This is a genomic window from Negadavirga shengliensis (genome assembly GCF_042652345.1).
Taxonomy (GTDB): domain Bacteria; phylum Bacteroidota; class Bacteroidia; order Cytophagales; family Cyclobacteriaceae; genus Negadavirga; species Negadavirga shengliensis.
The window spans coordinates 41,644-66,321 of sequence record NZ_JBHSJJ010000009.1 but is presented as its reverse complement, the minus strand read 5'-3'; the positions used below and the strand labels follow the sequence as shown (position 1 = coordinate 66,321).

Below are 24,678 nucleotides of genomic sequence, written 5' to 3'. Positions count from 1 at the left end.
TTGTTTAGAATTTAAGATTCACCCCAAAAATATAAGTAGCTGTGGTTAATGGGCTCCCTCCCCCTACGATTCCATTTGAGGTCTCCGGGTCCACTGTAGTATAGGGAGAAAAAATAAGGGCGTTGTTCATGGTCGTATAGACCCTGGCAGACGAAAAACCTATTTTTTCTATCAGATAGTTCTGGAAATTGTAGCCCAATGCCACGTTTCTTATTTTGACAAAAGAACCATCAAAAAACCTCACGGCATCAAAGTACAAGGGTGCTTCCCCGGCATCCGGTCTTGGATAAGCATTGGTGGGGTTATCAGGTGTCCAATAATCCAGGTTCAGGCTGTTGTACCTTCCCTGCCAATTGTTTCCTCCTAAATAATGGAAATCACTCCTCAACATTTGTCCCACTCTGGCATGGACCAAAATAGAGAGATCAAAGCCCTTATAACTGAAACGGTTAGTCAGTCCTCCGCTCCAATCCGGAACCGTTGAGCCCAGGATGGTCCGGTCGTCCGCATTGATAATGCCATCCGGTTCATTGGTAAGGTTTCCATCAGCACCTCTTCCATTCACATCCCTTATCTTGATATCTCCCGGTCTTTGGCCGTGGTCTGCGGCCCGGTCTGCTTCATCCGACTGCCAGATACCGTCTTGTTTAAAGTTGTAGAACACATTGATGGGATGACCGATAAACCATTGATTTCCCACGTCATCATTTTCACCGTCAAACAGCTCCACAATTTGTTCCCGGTTTGAAAAGACATTTAAACTGGCGTCCCAGTTGAGCCCGCCGGGTCTGTTAAGGATATTGCCCCCCACGGTGAGTTCCCATCCTGAATTGCGGGTTGCACCGATATTCTGTAATATGGAATTATATCCTGAAGTAATAGGCAACAACCTGTTCAGCAACAAGTCTTTGGTATTGGTCACGTAAAACTCAAATGAGCCTGTAAACCGGTCTTCCCAGAAGCCAAAGTCCAAACCTATATTGGTGGTTTTGGAAATTTCCCATCTCAAATCCGGATTCGGGATCAAATTGTTTTCAAATCCAAACGCAGCTGTGGTGCCGAATATATAAGTTGTCCTGTTTAAGCCCCCCAAAGTTTGAAAGGGATCGATTGCCGTGTTTCCCACTTCTCCATATCCCGCTCTCAACTTTAAGAAAGAAACACGGGCACCTTCCATAAACGGTTCCTCGGAAATGATATAACCGCCGGATACTGCCGGAAAAAAAGCCCACTTATTGCCTTCCGCAAGACGGGATGATCCGTCAGCCCTTCCTGTCAAGGTAAACAGGAACCTTTCGTCAAACCGGTAATTTATCCTTCCCATGTAGGACAACAGCCCCCATTCTCCGAGCGAACTGCCGATGCCGGTGATCGTGGAGGAACTGCCAATATCATAAAACAGGGATTTTTCGACGGGAATATCCTGACCGCTCAAACTGGAAGATTCAAACCGGCTGGCCTGTACACTGTACAACCCCACGACATTTAAATGGTGTTTTCCGAATTCTTTGTCATAAGTCAGGATATTTTCCAGGGTATAGGCAAAATCCATTTGGTTATTCAGGCTGGCGGTATTGATATTGCCCTCCAACAAACCCCTGTACCTGCCTCTCCTGGATAAATTAAAATCAGGGCCGTAGTTCACCCTGAACCTCAAATTATCGGTAAATTGATATTCCGCATAGATGTTGGCGAAAATCCTGTGGGTTCTTGTTTCGTCGACATATTGATAAGGCTGGTAATTGATCAAAGGATTGGCCAGTAAGCCCTCTCTGGGATTGGGAAACGGTAGAAAATTCCCTTCCTCATCTGTTGGTCCTACAAGGGGTGAATATCCCAACGAGTTGTTGTAGGGCAGATTTGACATCTGGTTTCTCTCACTGAGACTTACCGTGGAACTAAGCCCCAGTTTCAGCTTGTCCGTAAGTTGGGATTCAAGGTTTGCCCGTACCGCATGGCGCCGGAAATCGGTTCCGGGTATATATCCGTCTTCTTGAAAAAACGAACCCGACACGTAATAATTGATTTTATCCGAACCTCCGCTTACCGATACCTGATGGTCTTGCTGGCTCCCGGTCTGGATAGCCAGATCCAGCCAGTCGGTATAATTCCCTGCTTGCAGATTGTTGATTTCTAAGCTGCTTAAAAAATTACCATCAAAACTGGGATCATCAGCCGCATGTCCCCTGGCAACCCTTGCATATTCAGCAAATTGCCGGCCATCCATCAAATCGATGTTTTCGATCGGTTGTTTTACGCCATAATAGCCGTCGTAACTTACGACAGCCTTTCCGGTCTTTCCTCTTTTGGTAGTGATCAATACCACGCCATTTGCACCTCTTGAGCCATAGATGGCCACTGCGCTGGCGTCTTTTAACACTTCCATGGATTCTATATCGTTCGGATTAAAATCGTTGATATTTGCCGTAGTAGGGATTCCATCTATCACATACAAGGGCTCGTTGCTTGCGTTAATGGACCTGTTCCCCCTGATCCTGATTTGCACAGGGGCGCCTGGCGATCCGTTTTCCCGTACAATATCCACTCCGGCCAATCTTCCCTGCGACTGTTCGAGAAAATTCCCGGCCGGAGTCTCCTGCAGGTCTTGGCTGGAAACCGATGATATTGCTCCTGTCAAATCGCTCTTTCTTTGGGTACCGTAGCCCACCACGATTACCTCGTCAAGCGATGACTGGTCCTCCAGCAGCGTGATGCTTATATTCGACTGATTTCCGACAGTAACCTTTTGGGTCTGGTAGCCAATGAATGATATTTGAAGCACCGCCCCCTCATCTACATTTAAGCTGAATTCTCCATTGATATCTGTGACGGTACCGGAACTGGTGCCTTCTACGACAATGGTCACGCCGGGCAGCGGCTCGCCCTGCTCGTCAACGACCTTTCCCTGAACAGGGATTTCCACGGCAACCAGGGAGAGTTTGGCATTGCCCTTGGGAAGCATTTTCACACTGATCCGTTCATTGACCTGCCTGAAAGACAATTTGTGGGAGGCGGCCAGTAAAAGCAGAACGGATTCCAAACTTTCATCCCGGACATGGATGTTTACGGGTTCGGATTCCTTTGTCAAAGCTCTGTCATAGACAAAATAGAAGTCGGTTTTTTCTTTAAGCGCGTCAAAAACCTGGGAAAGTGTAGCGGATTCCAGCTCCAGGCTCACTTTCACCTCTTTGATATCCAAAGAACCCTGGGCGTTGCCTGTTGCGGCAAAGATCCAATTCATAAATACCATCTGCAACATGGTACCATAGAGGTAGTATTTTCCCATCATACCCAGTAAGTGTAGTGTTTTTTTCATAATTTTAGGTGTTTTATTGTCAATGATTCAATAAGGCATCAGGGAGGTAGAAGCAGCCTGAGAAACTTTTCTGTCCTCCCTGATTTAGCCGGCTTGTTGTCCGGCTTCAGTCGCATTTCAATTATCTCATAGGCTATTCCCGTTAAATTGTATGGTTACTTTTTTTTGATGGAGGGTATAGCTGAATCCAAAGGAATATCCCAGGGAATTCAACACATTGCTTAAATAATCCTTTTGGAATTCCGCGGATACGATGATGGGTCTTCCGGGCCGGTTTTTCAGGGTTATTTGGACGCCGTACCACCTTTCCAAAGTGGCCACAACTTCATCAAACGGAGCCTTGTCAAAATGGAGAATGCCTTCTTTCCACAACAAAGCTTTACTGGCATCAAAGTCTTTTTTTTCCAAGCGACCCTTCCGGCCCAGTATCAATTCTTGTCCCGGATCAAGATAGATGGCGTTTTCCCGCGCCGATCCGTGCAATACCGACACTTTCCCTGAAGTCAGTTGGACCTTGTGGTCCATATTTTCATAATTACGGATATTGAAGGCCGTTCCCAGGGCGTGCGTGACCAAGGTGCCGCTATACACCTTGAAAGCCAGCAGACTATCCGGTGCCACCTCAAAGAAGGCTTCCCCTTTAAGATACACCTCTCTATGGGCAACGGAAAAACCCGGCCTATACCGGATCTCGGAGTCGGAGTTGAGCGTGACCGTGGAACCATCCGAGAGTATAATCCTGGATTTTTGGCCGGCAGGGCTTGTCTTGATCACCCATTCCTCATTGGTACTGCGGGTTGCGACTTCCGGTTTTTTTTCCACGCCGTTCCATCCGATCAGCCATGCAAAAGCCACCAAAACCAGTGCTCCTATCACTGCTGCCACGTGGAGAGTTACCCGGTGGGTGTTTTTTTTGGCCCTGCCAGCCTTGCGCCGACTGCTCTTCAACCTGTCCAAAACAGCTTTTTTCCGCTTGGGATCCCATATTTCGCTATCCTCTCTGATCTCTTTGAGGATGGCCACGGCTCTGTGATAGCAGACCGCTTTCTTAGGGTTATCCTTTAACCAGGATTCCCACTTTGGGTCCCGCCGTCCGGCTAGTACAGATTCCCTGAAAGAGCCGTCCTCCAAAAAGTCTTCTATTTTTTCAAATTTCGCCAATGTGTCAAATCGTTGCTGTTATAAATAGGAGCATCTTTTTTAATAAATCACATAGGCTATCTCCAAATTGGGGTGATTTTTTACATGCTATGTATAAAATCCCTTTTATTATTATAAAAAATACAGTAAAAGTATCCTTTTGTTAGATTATTACAAATAACGACTGGTGTATCTGTCGGGAATTTCTTGCCGATTTTTGGGTGCATGCTGTTCGCGCTATCGCGAGGACCAATATATGAGGATCAAAAACGATTTGATGTATGTCTGTTTGTTTACCAAAAATTCCCCCAGGTTTTTCAATGCCTTTTGCACAAGGTTATAAAGGGAAGAAACCTGCATGTCCATCAGTCTGGCCACTTCCTCGTACGGAAGCCCTTCCATGTACCTTAAAAAAACAGCTTCCCTTTGCCGGGCTGAGAGGTTGTTGATGGCGTTTTTTACATTTTCATTGGATTCCAGGATGATTTGGTTTTCAAGCAGCAATTCCTGGATGGAGGACTCCCATATCCTATCAGGTTCCTGGGATGTAGAAGGGCGGGTTTCCCGGGTTTCGTTGATCTTTCGGATCAAAGCCCTTTTGAAAGACTTTAAGAGGTAAAATTTCAGGGAGTTGAAAATCGTTACCGTTTTCCTGTTTTCCCATAGCAGCAAAAAAACATCATGAATTGTGTCTTCTATCAGCTCGCGGTCTTTTGTTATCTTTTGTCCATACCTAAAAAGCCCGTCCGAAAATTTTTCATAAGCAAATTCAAAGGCTGCGTCATCGCCTTGGGCTATCTTCTTCCATAATTGTGCTTCGCTTAATTTTGAAAAATCCATCTAAAGGTACGGGTTATTGTTATCACCTGTAAAAAAGCAAACAATCATTCTGAAAAACAAAGAAAATCATTAGTTAAACTCCGGTATTAACCGGCCTCATTCACATTTTCTTATATTCAATAGAGGGGAGGGGGGTGAAGCCGGGAGTGGAATTATATCTTTTTAGCCAGATCATGGTAAAATTTCAAGGGGCTTTTGCCGGTTATCTTTTTGAATGCCTTGTAAAACCCCTGGATGTTATTGAATCCGCTTTCAAAACAGATCTGTTTTAGGCTCAGCTTTTTTTCCAGTATAAGTGCACATGCATGACGGACCCGTATTTCTGACAGGTACTGGAAATATGTTTTTCCTGTTTTTGCTTTAAAATACCTGCAAAAATAATTTGGATTCATGCCTGCCAAAGACGCTGCTTCGTGAAGCAGAATATTTCTTTTAAAGTTATTATGAGTAAAATGCATGATACGGTCAATTCTGCTGAGATCACTGTGATCTTGAAAACTCCCGGTCATGAAATCAGGTGGCAAAATAAATGATTTTTCACATTTTGATATACAGGTCAGCATTTCCAGAAGGGCAATTATCCTGGTACTTCCCTCTGAATCAAACACCCTTCTGAACAACCCGGAAATAATTTCTTCATCTTTTTTATGAAGCCTTATTCCCTTTTTAGCAGTTTCCAAAAGCGATCTAATGGCTTGGTTTTCCGGCAGACCGAGAAAGCGATCACCCCAAAAATCCGGGCGGAAATGTATGGCATGTATTTCATTGTTTTCACTATCCCCGAGCTTCCAACAATGGGGAACAAATGATCCCAATATAAAAACCCTCCCGGGATGAAAGAAAACTTCATGTTTTCCTACCTGTAATTTCCCCTTTCCCTCAGATACCTGTACAAGTTCGATTTCAGGATGAAAATGCCAAGTGCTGTCGTGTTGGGCAATGCACTCCTTACCTATTAAAAAAGAAGAGAGTTCTTTCGTTTGTAACTGTACCAATCGGGGGTTTTCTGTATCCATACATCAATTAAACTTTTGAAGTTCTAAGGTAAACCTGGCCCCTACACCGATCTACTATAATTTTTGTGATGAGGAAGCGGGGAAAATGGATAGGCTTACCATCTTTGAATGGCCGAAAGATAGAAAAAAGGGAGACAAGGTGAAAATGGTTTAATACAAAGTCAATATCGGATATTTTCATTCAGTCAAATCTACATAAATTGCCATTACTGAAACACAGATAAAAACAGACTGACAGTTTTGACCGATGAAAAGATTGAAAAGCAAACTTCTTTTGTCCTGCCTATCGCTATTTATTTTTTCTGCCCAAGGCCAGCAGGTTTCGCCGCTTTGGACAGCATTCAAAAGCGCTGCGCAAGAGAACCGACAGGCAACTTTACCTGATTTTTCTTATGCCGGTTACCATTTTTCAGAAAAGCCGCTTCCCGACAATCATGAACTGAACATCTTCGATGTGACTGAGTACGGAGCAATACCTGATGATAATGGGTATGATGACGAAGCCATACAAAAAGCCATTGATGCGGCTCAGAGAACTGATCAAGGCGGTATTGTTTTTTTTCCTCCGGGAAAATATCTTATCGCTCCGGATGAAGACAAATCCAAATTTTTCCTGATCTCCAAAAGCAATATTATTTTAAAAGGCAGCGGTAGCGGAAAAGAAGGGACGGAAATATTTCAGGACAAAATGAGGGTGGGAAGCAGACAGTTCAGGTTTGAGCCAGAAGAGACCGACAGTGAAAAAATAACCCTCCTTACCCAAGCTGCAGAAAGAGGAAGCTTCTGGATAGAAGTTGAAAATCCGGAAATGCTTGAAGAGGGGGACGACGTTGTTTTGATGCATAAAAGTGAGGCTTTTACCAGGCAATACTTTGCTCCAAGGGAACTGTCCAAGGAGTGGACCAGATTATTTGGTCCCGATGGGGGGATGCAGATCAAGGAGATACATACGGTCGACAAAATTGAAGGCAACCGCGTGAAATTCAAAAACCCCCTCCATATAGACATCATGATGATAGAAGGACATGATTTTGAGCTGCACAGCTACCGGAGTATCGAAGAATGTGGAATAGAAGATATTTTATTTACCGGAAACTGGACAAGTTATCCGGAGGAGTTTCACCATCATAAAGACGTGATCCACGACCAGGGCTGGGTCGCCATCAATATGGAGAATGTGAAAAATTCCTGGATAAGGAATTGTGCTTTTAAGGATTGGAATGAAGTGATCAATATCAGAAACGGCTATCAACTGACCTTAACCGATATCAATATTTTTGGAAAAAAGGGACATACCTCTATCCATGCGAGGTCAGGATATGGCGTCCTGATCAGGAAATGTGATTTTAACGGGGCTCACCACCATGGACCGGGAACCGGGTATGGGGGAGTGGCTACTGTTGTCACACAGTGTACGCTTGGCCAGGATCAAATTATTGACAGCCATTCCGGACAACCCTATGCCACCCTGTTTGATAATATCAACGGAGGGGTTTTTTACAACCTTGGCGGGCCTTTGCCGGGACTTCCCCATCATGGGAAACACTTGGTGTTTTGGAATTTCGAATATTTATCGGAAAAGGATTTTCATTATGATTTCTGGTCTGTTGAGAGGAGAAGAAATTACACCATAGCGGATCCTGTTTTTGTGGGGTTTCGGGCGAATAGGAAAATTACCTTTGAAAATGTTGGAATAGATCAATTACGTGGCCAGGAAGTATATCCCCAATCCCTTTTTGAGGCACAGTTGAATCTGCGCCTAGATAATCCAGAATAAACGTTGATGATGAAAAAAATAGCTTTTGATAAATATAACCCAAACATTATGAAATTTCTTAAGTGTAACCTTTTCCTGATTAGCCTCTTTTTTGGGTTGTTTAGTTGTTCCTACGACAGGCATGATAGAAAATTCAGCAGCCCTGATAAGAATATTGTTTTGGAACTGGGAGAGGGAACCGGACCTTTAAGCTTTTCAGTGTTCTATAAAGACCGGACCGTTCTGAAAGATTCTCCGATAATAATGACATCGGATGGAAAACCCGTAACGGATCAGGTTGAGATAGTAGATATAGTAAAAAGATCATATAAAGAAAGTTATGCCCGATTGGGTTCGCATTCCGAGGCGAATAATCACTACAACGAAGTGCTCATTAACCTTAGAAACGATGAACATGCGGAGTTTAATTTGGAACTTCGGCTTTTTGACAATGCGGCAGCGTTTAGACTGATTTTGCCTGGTGATGAGGCTGTGGAAAGGGTTCCCGATGAGATGACGCTTTTTCGCGTTCCTGAGGGCAGTACCGTCTGGTATCATGATTTACACATGCACTATGAAAGTGTCCATGAAAAAGCCCTTGTTTCCGAAATCCCGGAGGGTGACTGGATGGCGCCTCCGGTGACTTACAAACTGCCTGATGATGCAGGATATGCCGCCATTACAGAAGCCGACCTCAAAAACTATAGCGGAATGGCTTTCCAGATGGAAGCCGGCGGTCAGATGAAAATGCGCCTTGCCCACCACCAGCCCACGTCCTACCCGTATGAATTGCGCTATTCGGAAGAAGATGTGGAAAGGTTGGCACAGCCTGCTAAAGTAAGGGGCACCATCATTACGCCTTGGCGGGTGATTCTTATAGGTGAGGATTTAAATGCCATGGTAAACAACGATGCCGTTCATCATTTAAGTCCTGCACCGGACAGTGACCTGTTTCCGGAAGGCATCAACACTTCCTGGATCAAGCCGGGGAGGGCCGTATGGAAGTACCTGGATGGGGGAGGGGATGGATCTTTAGAAACCATGAAGAAATTCACAGATCAAGCAGCGGAATTGGGTTTTGAACATAATATTTTGGAGGGGTTCTGGAGAAACTGGTCAGATGATGAACTCAGGGAACTGGTGGCGTACGGAAATGAAAGAGGCGTGGGTATATGGTTGTGGAAGCATTCCAAGACCATCCAGGATGAGCAGGAGAGACTGGCGTTTTTCAAACACTGCAGTGACTTGGGAATTACAGGTGTAAAACTTGATTTTTTTGACCATGAAGCCAAAGAAGTGATCGATTTATACCAAAATATCCTCAGGGAGACTGCCGAGCTGAAACTTTTGGTTAATTTTCATGGCGCAAATAAGCCCGCTGGTGAGGCAAGAACCTGGCCAAATGAACTTACCCGGGAAGCCATTAGGGGAATGGAAGCAAGCAAACTGGAAGACAGGGCTACCCATAATACTACCGTGCCCTTCACGAGATTTTTGGCGGGACATGCGGAATATACCCCACTGCACTTCGGGGAACGCAGAAGAAATACAACATGGGCTCATCAAATAGCGAGTGGGGCGATCATGAATACACCCTTGCTTACCTATGCCGCCAATCCTGAAGCCATACTCGCCAATCCTGCCGTGGAGATGATCAAAAGCATACCGGCGATATGGGATGAAACGGTTGTTCTGCCACCTTCTGAGATAGGAGAAATTGCGGTTTTTGCCAGACGGTCGGGTGATACTTGGTTTTTGGCCATAATGAACGGAACCAAAGCCGGGAGGATTGAGGTGCCTTTGTCTTTTTTGGACAACAAAACCTATCAAAGCCTTTTGGTAAAGGATGATCCTGAAAATGACGCGGCAGTTATACTGGAGGAGCGGGAACTGGGACCCCAAGACATTTTGAAAATAGATTTGAACGCAGGCGGCGGTTTCGTCGCTAAATTTTCGGAATAAAAAGCCATAGCCTATCCACGAATCTCCAAACAAGCTCGGGACAGGTGTTCATGGATTAACACGAAAAATAGGCTTCACCGTCTTGACCCCAATATTTTTAAAGAGCCGGCAGACTGTGCTCACTCGTGTCGGTCAACGAAAACCTGTCCGCCGTGGATCAGTTGGCGGCAACCAGGGAACCGAAATTATACCTTTAATTAACATGGCGCGTGTAGAATACAGCTTGGCTTTGTTCGGTTTCCGGAATTTTTTAGTATAATATTTTTAATTTAATCTTGTTGAACGGTTTTTACCCACTTTTTGAACGATTATTGCCCAATAAAATTTTGGAAATCAAATTATTTTTGAGAGTTGCCTGCAAGTGAAAGTGCGGGGAGACCTCCTACTTTGAAGCAGGCGGACTGAATATTTTCATTAACATAAATCCAAAAATTATGAAGGAAAACTTACTCATTCATTCAGTGAGGTTTTCACGGAAGTTATTACCATTTATGGCGCTGTTTTTTGCTTCTGCCTTGATCGCAGCAGGCCAGCAGGTAAGTGGTATAGTTACCGATGAAAATGATTTGACTTTACCCGGAGTCACCATTGTAGAAAAAGGGACTTCTAACGGAACCGTGACTGACATTGACGGACGGTATGCCATCAATGTTGGCAATGATGCTGTGCTGGTTTTCAGCTTTATTGGTTATCAGACCACAGAGGTTGTCATAGGCAATCAGAGCGAGATCGATCTTTCTTTGGAACCCGATGTGGGGCAATTAGAGGAAGTTATTGTGACCGGATACCGTACCCAGGCGAGAGGGATGGTGACGGGCTCTGTCGCCAGTGTGAGTGCCGCTGAGTTTGAAGACATACCCACCGACAATCTTTCCAATGCCTTGGCAGGTAGGTTGGCGGGTACCACCATTACCCAAAATGCAGGTACCCCCGGCCGGGAATCCAACGTAAGGATTAGATCTCAGGGTACCTTTAACAACACAGCGCCGCTGTATGTCATTGATGGGATGATCAATGACAACTTTGCTTTTGACGGCCTCCATCCGAGCGAAGTGGAAAGCATCACTATTTTGAAGGACGGTGCTTCTGCCGCTATCTATGGGTCAAGGGCAGCGAATGGGGTTGTGCTCGTTACTACCAAAAGAGGTAAAGAAGGCAAACCGAAATTTAACTATAACGGCACTGTCGGTGTCCAGACACCCACGAGACTTCCCCGAAGCCTCAATGCATACCAACACGCGCTCGGGATCAACAATGCCTTTGATTATATAGGCACTCCACCCAATAATGTGAATTATTATACGGAAGATGAACTGGAATATTTCAGAAACAATTCCTGGGACTGGGTCGATGAATTATGGGTGAATCCGGTGACTACGCAGCATGCCCTGAACGTGAGCGGCGGAACAGACAGGGTCAGTTATTTTTTGGGAGGAGCCTATACCTATAGCAGCGGCTCCTTTGAAAATCTGGATTTTCAAAAACTGAATTTGAGAGCCAATGTGGATGTGAAAATCACCGATGACCTTACGGTTTCGATGGATATGAATACCGATACAAGGTTAACCAAGGGACCAAGTTGGGGAGGAAATGATTGGGGACACGAGGATTTATATAAGGCCTTGGTACTGAGGCCAAATATGGTGCCCCCCTACATTGACGGGCTGCCTGTGGGCAATTGGGTAGAATGGCATCCAGGAGCTGTAATTGATGGTATGGGTGGATATGACAGAAGAGACTGGAGAGCCTATGAAACACGGTTCAGCATGAAGTACGATGTTCCTTTCATAGAAGGTTTAACGGCTAAAGTCACCTATAATCTATACAGAAGGGACGAGCAGAGAAAGCAGTTCAATTTACCTTACAACATGACCCTTTTCAATACTTTAGGGGAGCATAACCATATTGTAGGGACAGAACCTGTTGGCATCAGACCCAGGGCTGCGCAGGAATTCCTGCTTCGAAGGAATGATCAAAGACAGCGCTACCAGTTAAACGGTCAATTAAACTATCAAAGGTCTTTTGGTGACCATACAATAGATGCTCTTTTTGTATATGAACAGGCGGAAACGGACCATGAATGGTTTCACGGTAGAAGGGATAATTTCATTTCCCCTACCATGGACCAGTTCGTGGGAGGAAGTGCCGCTCCGGAGCATTCCCAAGTCAACGGAAGCCAGCTTCAAACCGCGAGGATATCCTATGTGGGTTTGATGGGCTACAATTATCAAGACCGCTATATGCTGGAAGGTTCTTTTCGATATGATGGTTCTGTCGTTTTTGCTCCGGAGAACCGGTGGGGCTTTTTCCCTTCCATTTCAGGGGGTTGGAGGCTCTCCAATGAGTCCTTTTTTGACAGCAACTTCTTTGACAACATGATGCTGAGGGCATCATATGGGATTTTAGGAAACGATCAAGTGGGGACTTTTCAGTGGCTTCAGTCCTACACCATCAACAACGGAGCCATTTTCAATACCGCCTCGCAGGGATTGGCGCCAGGGCGTCTGGTCAATAGGGATATTACTTGGGAAAAATCAAGGTCTTATAATGTGGGTTTGAACACCACATTCTGGAATAATAGCCTCAACCTGGTGGTGGATGTATTTCACAGGAATACCTTCGATATTTTAGGATCCAGACAGACGAGTATACCGAGCACATTTGGTGCGGTAATGCCCGATGAGAATTATCAGGAAATTGACTCCAAAGGGTTCGAAGTGGAGTTGGGATATAATAGGAGTTTTGGCACCGGGGCCAATCAATTCAGTTACAGGATCAGAGGAAATTTTGGTTATGCCACCAATAAAATCATCAAAATAGATGAGCCTGAAAACCTCCGGCCACACCAATCACAAATCGGGAGACCGGTCGGGGGCCATTTCGGGTATGTCGCCACCGGGATTATACGTACGCAAGAGGATTTGGACGCGCTGCCTGCGGGTTATAACATATTGGGGGTAGACCCCATGTTGGGCATGTTGAACTATCAGGATAACCGGGGTCCGGTGTCGGATGAACCTGATGGGAGGATTACCGCTGATGACCAGGAATGGCTGGCCAGATATAGCGTTCCCCCTATGAATTTCGGATTATCGCTGGGAGCCTCTTACAGGTCATTCAGTATCGATGCGCTTTTTCAAGGGGTGGCCGGACACCATGTCATGATGCATGTGAATGGCCGGGATTTTCAGCGAAGGGCTGAGGAATCTTCCTATGCCTACTGGGCAGACAGCTGGACTCCTGACAACCCCGATGGTGCGTATCCCGGTTATCGGGGTACCCATTACAGGACGAGGTTTGACCCTTCCTCTTTTTGGCTAAGGGATGGTTCTTTTCTGAGACTTAAGAACCTTAATATCTCATACGGCCTTCCAAAGCCTCTTCTCAATACCGTAGGGGTAGATAATATCCGTGTATTCTTTACCGGCACCAATTTGTTTTTGCTTCATGACAATATCGGAGACTGGGGGTTTGATCCCGAAGTAAACAACATCAGGTCATATCCCAACATGAAGACTTATTCTTTGGGACTGAACATCACGATGTAATTCGCTGAATAAATAAAATGAAATACACATGAGAAAAATACAATCCATATTGATATTGATATTCGGGATATTGATGACGAACTGTCACGAAATTCTGGATCTGGAAGATTTAAGTGCGGTGAATGAAACCGATGTGTGGAGTGACGCTTTATTGGCCGAGGCCTACGTGAATAAGATCTATGCGGACAATTTGCCCGGCTGGTCCACCGGCGAAGCAAATATGTCTGATGAATCCAATGGGGGCGGAGGCCATATGTATGGCCAACTGACAGAAAACTCAGTCAACCATTGGCCCTATACCCAGATAAGAAACATCAACATCCTCTTGCAGAATATTGACGGGGGGGATATTGACGAGGGGCTTAAAAACAGGCTCAAAGGGGAGGCCCTTTTCTTCAGGGCCTGGAGGTATTTTGGAATGGTCAACCGATATGGGGGAGTACCGTTGGTCCTCGTTCCCCAGGAATTGGATGATAATTTACTGGTAGAAAGAAATGCTACTTCGGAGGCCATGGGACAGATCATATCAGATCTTGATCAGGCGATCGCCTTGTTACCTGAGATTTCGGCAGGTTCAGGTGATAATGACGGACATGTCCATAAAGGAACGGCTCTGGCGGTCAAAGGGAGGTTTTTGCTTTTTTATGCAAGCCCTCAATTTAATCCCGAAAATGATCTCGGCCGCTGGCAAGAGGCCTATGAGGCCAATCTGGCAGCAAAAACATATTTAGACGAAAGGGGATTTGGTCTATACGATAATTTTGAAAATATGTGGTTCGATGAAATGAACAGAGAGGCCATATTTGTTCAAAGGTACGAATTTCCGCTCAACACCCATCAATGGGCAGCAGCAACAAGACCACTGGATGAGTCACAAAATGCCACTGGCGGAAACTGGCCCACCTGGGAAATGGTCAAAGCCTTCCCTATGCAAGATGGGAGACCTGTGGACGACCATCCGGATTATGATGAAATGTATTTTTGGCAAAACCGGGATCCAAGGTTCAAAGCCACTATTGCCTATAATGGGACTTTATGGGAATTGAGTGGGAAATCAGGAAGACGCCAATGGACCTATGCCGGCGGCGAAGCCAATAATCCTACCCAAACCGGGTTTTATTGTAGAAAAGCGATCAATGAAGCAGATGATCCATTTGCAGCCCACCAGGGAACGACAATGTGGATTGAATTAAGATATGCCGAACTGCTCCTCAACCTCGCGGAAAGTGCCAATGCTGTTGGCCGGCGGGATGAAGCCTACGAAGCACTTACCGCCATCCGGGAACGAGCGGGAATTGAAAGCGGAAGCAACAGCCTATACGGACTTGCCCCGAATATGGATCAGCAAGCGATGCATGAGGCCATTCTCCATGAAAGAAGAATCGAGTTGGCGTTTGAGTCCAAAAGACATTGGGATCTGAGAAGAAACAGGTTGTTTGAGAGTGAACTTAATGGTAGCAGGAGGCATGGCCTGAGAATTGATCTGAAAGAAGGGGTCACCAAAGAGGAGATGGAAAATGCCGACCTGGAAGAAGAATATGAAAACTATTTTGTCCATGAGGTCATTGAAGTGGATTTTCAGTTTGACATAAACTGGCAACCGGAATACTATTTTTATGCGATACCCATGACCCATTTGCAGCTCAACAGCAATCTGGAACAAACGGCCGGCTGGCCGGGTGGGACTTTCGATCCTCTCCAATAAAGAAGCCCATCCAGTAAGGAAGTTTGCATCATTCCTTACTGGATGCTTTTTCAACCTTATCTACTATTTGAAACCAGCAGTATACGCTATCGGAAAGCAGACCATTATCTAAAATACTATAATGACACAATTATTTAGCGCTAAAAAAAGAATCTTAACCTTAGCTTTATTTTTAACCTCATGTATCTTATATGCTCAAAAAACGGCTTGGGAGGAAGTGGCTCCGGGAGTGTGGAAGGCGGTAGTCGGTTCTCCGGACGCGTTTGATTTGCTCAAGGCGGCTGATGTTCCACCAAGACTTGAAGCGATTAAAAGGCTTGATGAAGGCGTATTTCCTTTTGAGACATCCATGATAAAGGCGGATACTGTTCATCGTCAGACCCATCTTTTATTCCCGCTGGAAAAGGAGGAACAAATATTCGGGTTCGGACTCAATTTCAAAACCGTACACCAGAGGGGACAGATTCTCCGTTTGCATGTCGACCACTACGGAGGAAGGGATAATGGCAGGACACATGCGCCTGTACCTTTCTATGTTTCATCAAAAGGGTACGGTGTTTTTATAAATTCAGCCCGGTACATAGATGTCTATGCAGGGTCGGCCGCCAGAAAGGACAGCGAAAATGCACCTGAAGCCAGGGACAGGAATACAGACAGAAGGTGGACCTCAAGACCGTATTCAGATGCGGTAGAGATATTGGTCCCATCCGAAGGCGTGGAGGTGTATGTTTTTGCAGGCCCCACACCACTTGATGCGGTAAAAAGGTACAATTTATTTACTGGGGGCGGGCCTTTGCCGCCCAGATGGGGTTTGGGATTTACGCAAAGGGTTCATAAGCTATTTACCTCTGACGAAGTAATTGAAGAAGCCAAAGCATTTGAGGAGAAAGGCTACCCTCTGGACTTCATTGGTCTTGAGCCCGGCTGGCAAAGCAAATCGTATCCCAATACCTTTATTTGGGATAAAGGCCGGTTTCCCGACCCGGAGTCATTTATCAAAGAACTGAAACAAATGGGTGTCAGGGTTAACCTTTGGGTAAACCCATATGTGTCTCCGGAATCGCCGATTTATGACAAGATTTTGCCTTATACCGGAACGCATACGGTATGGGCGGGCATCGTTCCTGATTTTACGCTTCAGGAAACCAAAGAGATTTTTTGGAACCAGTTTGAAAAACAACACCTGGAAATCGGGGTGAGTGGGTACAAGATTGATGAAGTGGATGGTTATGACCGTTATTTATGGCCTGATGTTGCCAAATTCCCCTCAGCACTCAGCGCTGAGCAGATTCGCCAAACCTATGGCCTGTTGGTTCAGAAGCAAAGTGCAGCGCTTTTTAAAAAGCGAAACCAACGTACCTATGGCCTGATAAGGGCCTCCAATGCGGGCGGAACATCTTTTCCCTATGTGATTTACAATGATTATTATAACCATCAGGATTTTATTACCGCCTTGATCAACAGCAGTTTTTCCGGCGTGCTTTGGACTCCTGAAGCGCGGGCTTCCAAAACCGCAGAAGAATGGCTGAGAAGGATGCAGTCGGTTGTTTTTTCTCCTATGGCAATGATCAATGCCTGGTCCAGCGGCACCAAACCCTGGTCTTACCCCGAAGTCGCAGATGAAGTCAAAAAAATGGCACTTTTAAGAATGCGGATGATGCCCTATTGGTACTCTGAATTTGCCAAATATCATTTTATGGGTATTCCCCCTATCAGGGCCATGAATCTGGAAGAGGGCTTTTCGATGGATCAGGAACAGGCCACCATATCCGATGATCAGGCAGATCTGGAAGCCAACCCTTATGCCGAAGCCGTCAGAAAGGAAGTCAAGGACCAGTTTATGGCGGGGGAATTTCTCCTCGTGGCACCTATGTTTACGGGACAATCTTCAAGAGAGGTGATTTTACCGAAAGGAAAGTGGTTTGATTTCTATACAGGAGACTATGTGGGGGAAGGAGAGATAATCACGGTCACGCCAGGTTTGGATAAGATCCCTGTATTTGTCAAGAATGGCGGTATCATCCCTATGACTGACCCCAAGCTCCATGCTCCAAAAAAAGGAGAAAAGATAAATCTGGAAATCAGGCATTATGGAGACCAACAAGGAACCTATCAATTATATGATGATGATGGGGAAACATTCGATTATGAGCAGGGGATTTTCTCGTGGAGGGAAATTAAAGTCGAAAAACAAAAAGATGGGAAATTCAAAGGAAGCATTTCAGAAAATGAAAAAAACAAACCCAATAACATCGATCAGATTACTTGGCGGTTTATGTCAAAATAACATATCGGCTAATCCGATCAGGTACTGAAATTTAACCCGGATAAAACATGGAACCTCGGTTAACCAATGTCATTAATGACCATTCCCAATCTTTTGTCATAAAGAAGAGTCAGCTACCTCAAAACAATAGCCTTTTGCATTATCATAGGGAAGTGGAACTCATCCATATCAAAAAAGCTAAAGGACTTCAGGTTATCGGTAATAAGATCAATTATTTTCAAAGCGATAAAATGGTTTTAATCGGAGCCGGTCTCTCTCATTTTTGGAGATTTGATGAAAGATGCGTACGGCCTGGTCATTCCAAAAATAAGTCCACAGTCCAGGTCTTTCATTTTAAAGAAAATTTTTGGGGAGATGATTTTCTTAATCTCCCCGAAAATAAACAAATCAAATCCACGCTTTCCAAAGCAAAAAGGGGCTTGGAGATTTCGGGAAAGACCAAAGACAGGGTAGGGGAATTAATGGACCTGGCTGAAAAGTCGGAAGGTACGGAAAGAATAATCCTCCTGCTTGAGATTTTAACAGTCATTTCCGATTGTGACGAGGTGAGGATTTTGGCTACCTTGGGATATGCGAGGCACTTTTCATGGGATATGACGGATCCCAGAATTCAGGCTGTGTATGATTACCTGCTCAAAAATTTCAGGAGAAAAGTGGAGCTGGATGAAATAGCGGAAATAGCCAACCTGTGCCCGCATTATTTTTGTCGCTTTATTAAACTAAACCTCGGGATAACCTATACGGAACTTTTAAATGAAATAAGAATTGGGCACGCCTGTCATCTGTTGGTGAAAAATCAAACCAACATTCAAATAGTTGCCTCTGAGAGCGGCTATAATAATTTCACCTATTTCTATAAATGCTTCAACAGGATCGTGGGAATGAGTCCTTTAAAATATCAGCAATTTTATTTTAAAAAACCGGAGCAAAGCTGTTTAATACCCCAATAACACCCCGTTTATCAAATAAAACAACGCAGGACATCAACTTTATTTGAACCGGAAATGATAATTCGTTAATTTCATTCAGTGAAAAAGCCTAAAGCAACCCTCATCGTTTTTTTGCCGATTCTATTGTTGCATGTACTGCTATGTGGTCAAAAAGGGGTTTCCCAAACCAACGCTTTCAAATTCAGCCATCTGACGGTTGAGGACGGTTTATCTCAAGGGGGTGTCTTTTCTATCTATCAAGACCACAAGGGTTTAATTTGGTTAGGAACCCGGGATGGTCTCAACAAATTTGATACGCGGAAATTTACCGTCTATAGGAACCAACAGGGAGACTCCTTGTCGCTTTCTGACAACTACGTCATTTCACTTTTTGAAGACCGGTATCAAAGGCTGTGGGTTGGAACCTATTCTGGGCTGAATTTATACGATTCGGATTTGGAAAAATTTCATCGGGTAATTTTAACGGGCCCCGGTGGAAATAAGGTTGAAAAACAACCGCTTATCTTTTCCATCAGGGAAGATCGAAACGGAAGGGTATGGGTGGCCAGCAGTGTAGGATTATATGTGTTGGAGAAAAATACCGATTCGCCAACATTGGTTTTTCATCAGGATTTGTTTGCAGATGGCGAAGTTGGCAGTAGTGCTATCCAGGACCTTTATGAGGATAAGGAGGGAAATATCTGGTTGTGTACTGAAAATGGTCTCTATTTAACCGAGCCTACCCATGCCCCCCAACAGGGGACAAAGCTCACCCTTTTAGGAAAATATTTCTCCGGCAAAAATGGGCAGGGCTTAAATGACGACAATGTAACTACTATCCTTGAAATAAACGAGGGGGTATTCTGGATAGGCACAAAGACCGGCGGGATCAATGTGTACAATAAGATAAAGAATGAATTCACCTACATTACCCATCAGAACCACGTTGTAGGTGGATTGGCTGATAATGAAATCAGGTCCATTCTGAAGGATAGAAAAGGAGGGTACTGGGTCGGTACTTTTAAGGGATTAAATTATTTTTCAGAAGAGGGCGAATGGTCACGGTTTGTGGCCGATCAGAAAGACCCGTATTCACTGTCCCATAATTCCATAAGACCCATTTTCCAGGACCAAAAAGGCGATATTTGGGTAGGAACTTATTTGGGCGGGGTAAATATTCTTTTTAGAGATATTCCCGTGTTTGACAATTATACCTACTCCCCTTATACCAATAGTTTAAGCCATCATGTAGTGAGCAGCATAGTGGAAACGGGAAGTGATGAGATATGGATTGGAACTGACGGCGGGGGCATTAACTTTTTAAATAGAAAAAGCGGAAACATCAAATCGTATCTACATGACCCCTCCGATCCTCATAGTATAAGCCACAACAGCATCAAAGTACTTCATATTGATAAAAAAGGGCACTTGTGGATAGGAACTTATTTAGGAGGGGTAAATTTATTGAGAAAAGGATCTGACGGGTTTGAGCATATCAAAAATGATCCGGCCGTCTCAAATTCGCTTTCCGATAACAGTGTGTATGCCATAGCAGAAGATAGACAGGGAGGTATGTGGTTTGGAACTCATGGCGGCGGATTGAACCATATGCCTGAACCAACGGTCCATGCTTTTGATTTATACAGTGAATTCAAGACAGGACAATACCATTTGAGCTCGGATTATATCCGGACGCTGATGGTTGATTCTGAAGACAATCTGTGGGTGGGCACAGAAAATGGACTGAACGTGAAATGGAAAGGCAGAAAGGAATTCGAGATTTTTAATTATTCGTTGCACGATTCCAGCTCTATAAGCGGAGAAATGGTGGTCAGCTTGTTCGAAGATAAAAAAGGAAGGATATGGGCAGGTACATATAGTCATGGACTGAATCTTTTCGATCCTGAAACCAAAGGTTTCATACATTTTACTACCCAAGATGGCTTGGCTGGAAATAATATATTTGGTATTTCGGAAGATGATCAGGGAAATTTATGGTTAAGCACCAACAACGGGATATCCAAATTCAATCCTGAACAGCGTTCGGCCAAAAACTTTGATAAAGATGACGGAATCAGTGGAAACGAATTTGTTCTTGGCGCCTACACCAAACTGAAAAATGGTGAAATAGCGTTCGGAAGCTCGCAGGGCCTAACGGTTTTTCATCCAGACAGTCTGAAACAAAACACTTATGTCCCCCCTGTGGTATTAACGGACTTAAAACTTTTTAATAAATCCGTGGAACCCGGCGAAAAGCAAGTTTTAAAAAAACACATATCGGCGACCAGTAAAATAACCCTTAAACACGATCAGAACATCTTTACTATAGAATTTGCTGTCTTGAATTATCTTTTTCCCAAAAAGAATCAATTTGCTTATAAATTGGACGGCTTCGAGGAGGCTTGGAATTACGTGAACAACCCTTCGGCTACTTATACCAATCTCAATGCGGGGAATTATACTTTTCTGGTTAAAGGAGCCAATAATGATGGTTTATGGAATCATTTGCCTGCAACTTTGGAAATAAAAATTCTGCCTCCACCCTGGAAGACATGGTGGGCATATACCCTTTATGGCTGTATGGTGATGGGGTCAGTATTGCTTTTGGTAAACTTTATTCAGGTGAGGGCGAAGCTTCAGCATGATCTTCAGTTGGAACATTTGGAGAAGGTCAGGCAAGAGGAGATCCATGAAATCAAACTGAATTTTTTCACCAATATTTCACATGAATTCAGGACGCCTTTGACCCTTATCATCACTCCGATAGAACAGCTGTTGAAGGAGAGCAAAATACCGGAAGACAGCAGATACATGCTTCAAATCATCAAAAGAAATACCAACAAACTGCTTAAATTGGTCAACCAGCTGCTGGATTTCCGCAAACAGGAAAGTGGGATGAATCAACCTAAAATCGCTCCCCAGGATTTGGTTAAATTTCTTCAGGAAGTATTGCTGACGTTTGGTCTTTATGCCCAAGAGAAGAACATATCGTTAAAATTTGAAAGGAATATCGACGGGATGCATGTATATGTGGATCTCGATATGATCGAAAAGGTGATCGTAAACCTGCTTTCAAATGCGTTTAAGTATACTCCCGAAAATGGTGAAATAGTAGTAAGCATCGACAAATTGGCACCAGACAACCTTTATCCCAAAGGTGCTGCAAAATTTTCGGTTAGGGACAACGGGATAGGTATTCCTGAAGAAGATCTGAAAACGATTTTTAACAGTTTCTACCAGGTAAATGATCACCATAACAGCTGTCAAAATCCCGCAAACAGCTCAGGTTTGGGGCTGGCACTGGCAAAATCCATTGTAAAAGCCCACGGTGGCGAAATTTATGCCTCCAGTGATATTCAGACTGAGGCTGCTAATGAAACCACCTTCGTGGTTTTACTCCCTCTAGGAAAAGCCCACTTTGAGGAAAACCAGCTTGATGTCTCCGGCCCTGAGGGAGACCATACGTTCTGGAATACCGAAACTTGGCTAACTGATCTCGAACCGGTCAATGATCATTATTTATCAAAAAACAGAAAATCATTGGCGGTTTCAAAACCCGAAAACCAGGGGACCTTGCTGATTGTAGAAGATAATGAAGAGCTTAGAATGTTGATGGCGGAGAGTTTGAGAGATTCCTATAAGGTACTTGAGGCCCGGGATGGTGAAATAGGTTGGAAGATTGCACAAAAGCATTTGCCGGATTTGGTGATCAGTGACATCATGATGCCAAAATGTGATGGTATCGCACTGCTTAGCCTAATTAAAGGAGACCTTCAAACCAGCCATATTCCCGTCATACTGCTTACCGCCAGAACCTCTATGGAAAGCATGTTGACGGGACTTAAAACCGGAAGCGATGATTATATCACAAAACCATTCCAAATAGACGTATTAAAGCTTAAGGTCACCAACATCCTAAAAAATAGGGAGTCATTCAGAAAAAAATTTGTGAGGGAATACCTGTTAAATCCCAAAAAGGAAGATACCGTTTCCCCTGAGGACACATTCTTGAAGTCCGTTGTAAAAATCATTGAGGAAAACATCGGACAAAACGATTTCAATGTGACCACCCTTGCTTTTCAGCTAGGTCTTAGCAGGCCCGTACTTTACCGTAAGCTAAAGCAACTTACTGACCTGAGTGTCATCGAACTTATCAACCATATCAGGTTAAAAAAAGCCGCCCAATTAGTACTGGAAGAGGGGGCTACCATAAGCGATGTGGCGTACAAAGTGGGTTTCAGTGACCCTAAATACTTCAGCAAGTCATTTAAAGCTTTTTTTGGAAAATCCCCCCGGGATTTTGCTGCGGAGAGCGGGGCGGCTAAAAATAACTCCCTGGCAACCTGAAAGATATTCTACCCGGGAAAAGAGAAAAACCAATCCGAATAAATTCCCTTGTCAATCTATTTAATCAGTTATGGAACACTTTTTAACCAAACTTAGAACTATTATTCCCCGCAAAAAAGGCCTGTCTTTGTCAACTTTGACCTAAACATTAAACGGCATGAAGAAATATAAAAAATTTCTCCAATTTAAAAGTGTGGATTGGATGTTGATGCTATTTGTCGTAGCAATGGTATTGTTTATTATTTATATTACCTAAATCAAATAACGAACCATTGATAAAGCGCCGCCCGGACTGACGGCTGTATTTCTCCAAGTACTTACAGATGTAGAACGGGAGGGAAGCTGTTTACCATTACATTATGAATGAGTTTTACGGCACGTTCTGTCAATAGGCCTCGCCAATATAAATATACATCCCCTGGCCTTCATTGGTAAAAGCAAAATCCCAACGGACGTAGATGTCTTTTTTGGGGAACAGAAGTACCCTGAGTCCCATACCCGCAGAGGTTTTCCACTTGCCGGTGAGGATGGGGACTCCTTCACCGGGCCCTACCGTACCGGCCGACGCAAAACCCGCGGCACCTATCCTCTCGGTGAAACCCAGCGGTAGGGGCAGGTACCTGTACTCGGCCTGTATGGCGAGTAGTTCTTTGTCCCTGAATCTTCCCAAATAGTAGCCCCTGAGCAGGTTCGGCCCTCCGAGCTGTGGCAGTTGGTTGAAAGGGGTATCTCCCCAATTCCGTTGATAAAACCCTTGTAAGGCCAACACCCGGTCTTTATGGAAGGATTTGAAATACCTGTTGTCCAATGACAGATAACCATAATCATAGGTACTGCCAAAGTTTCTTATGGATTGCAACACTGCCAGTTCCGAAAAATATCCATCTCTGACATTGAGCACATTGTGCCTGCTGTCCAGAACCAGTCCCAAGCCAAGGGCAAAGTTACTGAACCCGTTCTGGCCGGCTATCTCCTCCGGTAGCTGTGACGGATGCTTCGGTGGCAGGAACGTAACGTCAGATGTTTTGCTGTATTCCGCCTCCACCCCAAAGAAAATATTCCTGTGTATTTTCCTAAGCACCCGCTCTTTGACCATTAGCTGCCTGGATTCCACCAACTGTTCCCTGTCCTTTTCGGTGTCCGGCCCAATCCCGTAAAACGCAAGCGGAAAGTCCTGGAACCTGACTTCTCCCAGGAAAAACCAGCGGTCTTGGTCGGCATAAAGTGCATGTTCCGAGAAGGCACCATATTGGTTTTCGAGCGTATAAAAGGCCCGGGCAGTAACCTCACTCAACCTGTTGGAAGTATCCTTGTGGTGGTAAAAGAGCAGCAATCCACTCAGGCCTACCTCTATCCCCGTTTCCGGAGAATACCCGAATGTAGGATATACCAGGGCCTGTGGCCTGGAGACATCGGCAGTGTCCCGGGTCACCGAGGCAATGTATCTTTTGACCAGACTGGGGTTTTGGGCATAAACATCAGCACGGAGGCACAAGGAAAGAATCAAAGCCAGGCATGCATAACTTGATCCCGATCCCGTGACCTTCCCGATAATATCCCTTAAATGATTACGGGGCATAACTAAATCCAGTAAAAAGACCTTTTAATTCCAAGTATCCACTAGTTCATGGGTACCAAAATCTCTATCAATTGGGCAGGGGATTCCACGGTAGCTGCCTGCGTATCTGATATCTGTCTGTTGACCGTGAGTTCGAGTTCGTAAATCAGGCCCTGTACGTATATTTTGTCCATTTTCAGGTCGCTATAAAAACTGGCGAATTTTTTTTTCCCTATGGTCTGTATTCCGTAAAGACGAAATACTTCTATCATTT

General features: G+C 44.6%; 13 protein-coding genes. 7 read left to right on the top strand and 6 right to left on the bottom strand.

All coding sequences use genetic code 11. The features are described 5' to 3' along the window. Window positions 1-4: 4 nt before the first annotated feature. The 4 genes from ACFPFU_RS15850 to ACFPFU_RS15835 all read right to left on the bottom strand — a co-directional run bounded on the left by ACFPFU_RS15850 (window position 5) and on the right by ACFPFU_RS15835 (window position 6,312). Window positions 5-3,316, bottom strand: a complete 3,312-nt coding sequence (locus ACFPFU_RS15850) for a SusC/RagA family TonB-linked outer membrane protein (protein ID WP_377065770.1) — start codon at window positions 3,314-3,316, stop codon at window positions 5-7. Window positions 3,317-3,442: 126 nt separating this feature from the next. Next, a complete protein-coding gene (locus ACFPFU_RS15845) occupies window positions 3,443-4,477 on the bottom strand; it encodes a FecR family protein (protein WP_377065768.1) in 1,035 nt (344 codons plus the stop codon). 216 nt (window positions 4,478-4,693) lie between these two features. Then, on the bottom strand, window positions 4,694-5,296 hold the full coding sequence (locus tag ACFPFU_RS15840) for an RNA polymerase sigma factor (RefSeq protein ID WP_377065766.1): 603 nt from the start codon (window positions 5,294-5,296) through the stop codon (window positions 4,694-4,696). Window positions 5,297-5,448: 152 nt separating this feature from the next. After that, a complete protein-coding gene (locus ACFPFU_RS15835; protein ID WP_377065764.1) occupies window positions 5,449-6,312 on the bottom strand; it encodes an AraC family transcriptional regulator in 864 nt (287 codons plus the stop codon). Between the two features lie 247 nt (window positions 6,313-6,559). Between ACFPFU_RS15835 and ACFPFU_RS15830 the strand changes: the two genes are divergently transcribed. From ACFPFU_RS15830 to ACFPFU_RS15800, 7 genes are all read left to right on the top strand, one after another. Then, a complete protein-coding gene (locus ACFPFU_RS15830) occupies window positions 6,560-8,089 on the top strand; it encodes a DUF4955 domain-containing protein (protein WP_377065762.1) in 1,530 nt (509 codons plus the stop codon). A gap of 48 nt (window positions 8,090-8,137) precedes the next feature. Next, entirely contained in the window at window positions 8,138-10,030 is a 1,893-nt protein-coding gene (locus ACFPFU_RS15825; protein WP_377065760.1) for a glycoside hydrolase family 97 protein, read from the top strand. Window positions 10,031-10,464: 434 nt separating this feature from the next. Then, on the top strand, window positions 10,465-13,578 hold the full coding sequence (locus tag ACFPFU_RS15820) for a SusC/RagA family TonB-linked outer membrane protein (protein ID WP_377065758.1): 3,114 nt from the start codon (window positions 10,465-10,467) through the stop codon (window positions 13,576-13,578). Between the two features lie 28 nt (window positions 13,579-13,606). Next, complete coding sequence (locus ACFPFU_RS15815; protein WP_377065756.1) at window positions 13,607-15,283, top strand: RagB/SusD family nutrient uptake outer membrane protein; 1,677 nt, start codon at window positions 13,607-13,609, stop codon at window positions 15,281-15,283. Between the two features lie 121 nt (window positions 15,284-15,404). Continuing rightward, window positions 15,405-17,570, top strand: a complete 2,166-nt coding sequence (locus ACFPFU_RS15810; RefSeq protein ID WP_377065754.1) for a glycoside hydrolase family 31 protein — start codon at window positions 15,405-15,407, stop codon at window positions 17,568-17,570. 47 nt (window positions 17,571-17,617) lie between these two features. Next, window positions 17,618-18,520, top strand: coding sequence for an AraC family transcriptional regulator (locus ACFPFU_RS15805; protein ID WP_377065752.1), 903 nt, complete (start codon window positions 17,618-17,620; stop codon window positions 18,518-18,520). A gap of 78 nt (window positions 18,521-18,598) precedes the next feature. Next, entirely contained in the window at window positions 18,599-22,846 is a 4,248-nt protein-coding gene (locus ACFPFU_RS15800) for a hybrid sensor histidine kinase/response regulator transcription factor (protein WP_377065750.1), read from the top strand. 385 nt (window positions 22,847-23,231) lie between these two features. Here ACFPFU_RS15800 and ACFPFU_RS15795 read toward each other — a convergent pair whose 3' ends face one another. Together ACFPFU_RS15795 and ACFPFU_RS15790 are read right to left on the bottom strand one after the other, a co-directional pair. Beyond that, window positions 23,232-24,425, bottom strand: coding sequence for a BamA/TamA family outer membrane protein (locus tag ACFPFU_RS15795; RefSeq protein ID WP_377065748.1), 1,194 nt, complete (start codon window positions 24,423-24,425; stop codon window positions 23,232-23,234). A gap of 41 nt (window positions 24,426-24,466) precedes the next feature. Further along, the gene (locus ACFPFU_RS15790) at window positions 24,467-24,676 is read right to left on the bottom strand and encodes an acyl carrier protein (protein ID WP_377065747.1); all 210 of its coding nucleotides are present in this window, start codon (window positions 24,674-24,676) and stop codon (window positions 24,467-24,469) included. Between the last annotated feature and the right edge of the window lie 2 nt (window positions 24,677-24,678).